3 protein-coding genes are annotated in these 4,603 nt (G+C 68.0%); 2 read left to right on the top strand and 1 reads right to left on the bottom strand.

Annotated elements, in window-relative coordinates; all coding sequences use genetic code 11:
• Window positions 1–18: 18 nt before the first annotated feature.
• The gene (locus VXC91_RS42680) at window positions 19–393 is read right to left on the bottom strand and encodes a cupin domain-containing protein (protein WP_329512738.1); all 375 of its coding nucleotides are present in this window, start codon (window positions 391–393) and stop codon (window positions 19–21) included.
• Between the two features lie 67 nt (window positions 394–460).
• Between VXC91_RS42680 and VXC91_RS42675 the strand changes: the two genes are divergently transcribed.
• Both VXC91_RS42675 and VXC91_RS42670 read left to right on the top strand, forming a co-directional pair.
• Entirely contained in the window at window positions 461–901 is a 441-nt protein-coding gene (locus VXC91_RS42675; protein ID WP_329512737.1) for a MarR family winged helix-turn-helix transcriptional regulator, read from the top strand.
• Window positions 902–1,294: 393 nt separating this feature from the next.
• Window positions 1,295–3,928 carry a PEP/pyruvate-binding domain-containing protein gene (locus tag VXC91_RS42670; RefSeq protein WP_329512736.1) on the top strand — a complete coding sequence of 878 codons (2,634 nt, stop codon included), beginning with the start codon at window positions 1,295–1,297 and terminating at the stop codon, window positions 3,926–3,928.
• Window positions 3,929–4,603 lie beyond the last annotated feature (675 nt).

Genomic DNA, 4,603 nt, shown 5'->3' with positions numbered 1-4,603 from the left:
ACCGCAGACGAATCGAGGTTAATGAGTCCAGGGCGGCGTGATGGTGCTGCCATCGGCCAACTTGGCGCTGAGTCCGGCACGCGTAGTGACCCACATGTGCGCGGGCTGGTCGGTGGTATTGGCAACCGCCAGCTCGGAGCCTGCCGGAGCCACCGCTGCGTCGCCGACGCCGAGTTCGGCGCTCTCGCCGCCGATGGTAAGCCGGAGGCGGCCGGACAGAACGTAAAACGTTTCCTCGTGACTGATCATGTGAGCCGGGCCCACCGTTCCGGCCGGGATCTCGCCGCGCCAGGCGGCGAGATCCCGGCTGCCCGTGCCCGGACGGACGTAGGAAACGAAACGGGCACCGTGGATCTCGTGCACGACGGCCTCGTCACTTCGGATGAAGGGCATGACAGCTCCTTATGGACAAGTAACTTGTCCATCAAGACAAGCAGCTTGACGAGTTATAGTCAAGCCCATGGATGACGCTCTGGCCTTCTCCGCACTCGTGCTTGCACTTTCCGGACAGTTGGTGCAGGAGATTCACGCTCGCGTCTCCCAGCAGGGATTCGAGGATCTTCGGCCTGCACACGGCTTCGCCTTTGCCCGGATCTCCCTGGGTGACACCACTACGGCCGACCTGGCCGAGCACCTGGGGGTGACCAAGCAGGCCGCCGCCCAGCTGGTCGAGGAGCTGGTCCGCAAGGGATACGTGGTGAGGCATCCGCACCCCCACGATGCCCGCGCCCGGCTCTTGGGGCTTACCGAGGCTGGCTGGGCCGCCACTCGCGCCGCCGACCAGGCGGCCCGGGCTGCCGTCGCACCATGGCGAGAGGCGCTGGGCGAGGCGCGCTTCAGTGAACTTGTCGCCGACCTGACCCGGCTCACGCCACCGGGGCCGATCCGCCCCGCCTGGTGAGCCAGTACGCCACTGGCATGGACTATCGCAGGGCGCCAAGGAGGAGCGACGACAACGGATTTGCGCATCCCGTGTCGACGATGCGCAGCGAGTCGTGGACCCCGCAACCCCCGAAGGACTTCCGGAGCTGACCACTAAGCTGCCGAGCGGGTGCTACCCACGAGCTGCAGCAGGACAATGGGATGCGTGTGGCGCGGCCATGGCGGGATCGAACCACGCGCCCGGACTGGGTAGTGGAAGCAGTATCCGGCAACGGTCGGGGAGCCGGCGATGGCGGGTGCCGGCGGCCCTGGTACTCGCCGTACTGATCAACTCCCTGGACGCGACGATCGCGAACGTCGCGCTGCCGATGATCGTCACGAGGCTGGCGCCGGGACCGGCGCGCTTCAGTGGATGGTCAACCTCGCTCTGCCCGTCTGGGCCGCTGTCGTCCTGCTCGGAGCCGCCCTCGTCGCAGCGTTCCTGCCCGGCCGCCCCCGCGCGGCATTAGTCCAGAACGTCGGTACAAGAAGTCGGGACGACATGATGAATGACCTCGTCTTCTCCATGGATTCGCCGAAGGCGACGCTCGCCACGGTCGGCGGCAAGGGGGAGAACCTGATCCAACTGACGCGAGCGGGCTTCCCCGTTCCCCCGGGGTTCTTGATCAGCACCGCGGCGTACCGGAAGTTCGTGCAGGCCAACGATCTCCAACGGCAGATCGTCGCCCTGGCCAGGAGCGGCGCAGGGACCGACTACGAGGCCGCTTCAGCGGATATCCGCGGGCTCTTCGAGCGCGGAAGCATGCCACCGGAGGTGGCGGCAGCGGTCCAGCAGGCCCACGCCGCGCTCCGCTCGGGGGTAGAAGCACCGTGCCCGGTGGCGGTTCGCTGCTCGGAATGCCACTGCTCCGAACCGGAGTGTGGAGCACGCGGCGAGGAGTCACCGATGGCGGTTCGCTCATCGGCCACAGCAGAGGACCTTCCTGGTGCGAGCTTCGCCGGCCAGCAGGAAACTTTTCTCAACATAGCCAGTGAGCAGGAGGTGTTGCAGGCAGTGAAGCGGTGCTGGTCCAGCCTGTGGACGCCGCGGGCCCTGGTTTATCGCGCGCGCCAGGAGATCGAACCGGACACCGTCAGCCTCGCGGTCGTGGTGCAGAAGATGGTCGACGCCTCGGCGGCCGGGGTCCTGTTCACCGCCAACCCGCTCACGGGAGCGCGGGACGAGGTCGTGATCGACGCCGCGTGGGGGCTCGGCGAGGCCGTCGTCAGCGGACTCGTCACGCCGGACCACATCACCGCCGACAAGACGACCGGCGAGGTCAAGGAGATGGAGGTCGCCGACAAGGCGTTCCTGACCGCACCGACGGCGGGCGGAACGAACGAGCGCGCCGTGGAGGCGGACCGGCGCGGTTCCGCGGTGTTGGACGCAGCGCGGGTGGCAGAACTCGTGCGTCTGGGCAGGGCTGTCGAGGCGCACTACCGCATGCCCCAGGACATCGAGTGGTGCCTGGCCGACGGCCGGCTCTGGATCGTCCAGTCCCGCCCGGTCACCACCCTGCCGCCCGAGCCGGTGCGCTGGGACAGTCCGGTCCCGGGCGCGAAGTGGATGAACGACCTGCAGGCCGCCGAATGGGCCACCGAACCGCTCTCTCCGCTGGGCGCGACGACGACCTTCGCCGCCATGGTCACCGCCCGCCAGCGCAAATTCCGCATGCAGAAAGAGCCCTGGTACGTACTGATCAACAGCTGGCTCTATATCCGTGCCGACTTCCGCATCCTCACGACGGTGGCTCGTTGCATGTGGTGGGTTGGGCGCCTGGCCGCGGGAACGATGGACAGGCATCGCCTGGTACGGCGCACCTGGCCCCCGCGGCTGGCGGTCCTGGACTCCCTGGAAAAGCTCGAACTGGCGAACCTTTCGGATGCCGACCTGCATGCCCGAGCGGTCCGGCTGCTCAGGGAGTTGGGCTGGTGGTGGTGGGAGGTCACCTGGGGCTCGGCGGTGACGATCATGTGCGAGCAGCTCATCGGGAAACTGGGCGTCCCCCACCTCACCGACCCCGTGGTGCTCTTCCGAGGCAACGACAGCCTGCTGCTGGACGCCGGACGGGCCCTGCGCCACGCCGCCGACAGCGGCGAGACCAACGCCTACCTGGCGCGCTTCGGCCACTTCGTGGAAAGCGCCGACCCCCTCCACCCGACGTTGCGCGAGTCGCCGGAACTCCTCGACCAGTACCTTGAGATGGCCCGCTACAGCCAGACCGGCCCCGACGAACGCCTGGCGCGCTCGCGGCGCGAGCGGATTGAGGCCGAAGGCCACGTAGGGGCGCTGTCCGGCATGCGCCGCAGGGTGGCCCACCGCATCATCAAGGCCGGACAGAGCAACGCCGCGCACGTCGACGACAGCGTGTTCCACTTCCAGCGTGTCCTGGCGCTGCTGCGCGCCACCTATCTGGAGATCGGGCAGCGGCTGGCCCGCACGGGGGCCGTGGAGGGCGCCGAGGACGTCTTCTACCTCAAGCGCCGCGAACTCACCAGACCAGAAGCCCAGATGGCGTCCCGGGTGGCACATCGCCGCGAACTGTGCGAGCGCCACAAGAAACTCGCGCCGCCCCCGTTCATCCCGCCGCGCTCCGATCCAGCGTGGGGCCGGGATCGGACGCTGAGGCTCTTCTCCTCGCTCATGGGCGAGACCGTCATCAGGCGCGGTACGCAAGAACGCGAGGGGCGACGCGTCCTCGTGGGTACGCCGGGCAGCCCCGGCCGCGTGCGCGGCATCGCCCGGCTCATCACGGGCCCGGAGGACTTCCGGCGCTTCCAGCCGGGCGACGTACTCGTCGCGCACGCCACGACGCCGGTCTGGACACCCCTGTTCAACATCGCGAGCGCCGCGGTCACCGAGGTCGGCGGCAACTTCTCGCACGCCGCCATCGTGGCCCGGGAGTTCGGCATCCCGCTGGTGAACGGCGCGCTCGACGCCACACGGGACATCGTGGATGGGACACCCGTCCTGGTTGACGGCTCGGCGGGTGTTGTCGAGCCGTAGAAGCCGAGCCGAGCCGAGCCGAGCCGAGCCAAGCCGCGCTAGCCAAGCCGCGTCGGCCGGACGCCGCGTAGCCGGTGGTGGCCCGTTCGGAGTCAGAGAGCACGTGACCTGCGTGTGATTTCGACGGGTTCACATCCGTCTACGGGGCGACGGGTCGCGGGAGGCCACGTGGGCGGTGACCGCGTCAACGACGCGCGCGTACCGTGGGTACGACTGGCGGTGTCCATCCAGTGCCCCTTCGGGGCGTTGACCCACTCTTCGACAGTGACAGCTACGAAGTTTAGTAGCAACACCGTGGCGCACGCGAAGGCGATCTTGCGTTGGCGCCACAGTCGACGCGGGCCACGGTCGAGCAAGGGAACCAGGAACGTCAGCCCGAAGACACCCTGCGATGACGCGTGGCGACCGCGGACCACTGCTCCATGGGTAAGAAGCACCTCTCGTGCAGGAAGCGGCCACCGGCACGGGTGAGCGCACCGCCTGTCACAGATGCGGGCCGTACTTTGTCATCACTGCGAAGGAAGTTAGTGTGAGCCCGGAATCGACGAACACGGTCACCGCAGACCGAGAGGTCGGCACACCGGCCCAGAAGGCGGTGGCCGACGCGAGATCTTCCGTTTCGGGTCGACCTTTGGAGGTGCAATTTAATGTCGGAGAAGAACGTGGATGGGATCC

Origin of the sequence: Streptomyces chiangmaiensis (assembly GCF_036281785.1) — a bacterium.
Taxonomy (GTDB): Bacteria; Actinomycetota; Actinomycetes; order Streptomycetales; family Streptomycetaceae; genus Streptomyces; species Streptomyces chiangmaiensis.
Note: the sequence above shows the minus strand (reverse complement) of the source record. Positions and strands in the feature narration are given on the sequence as shown.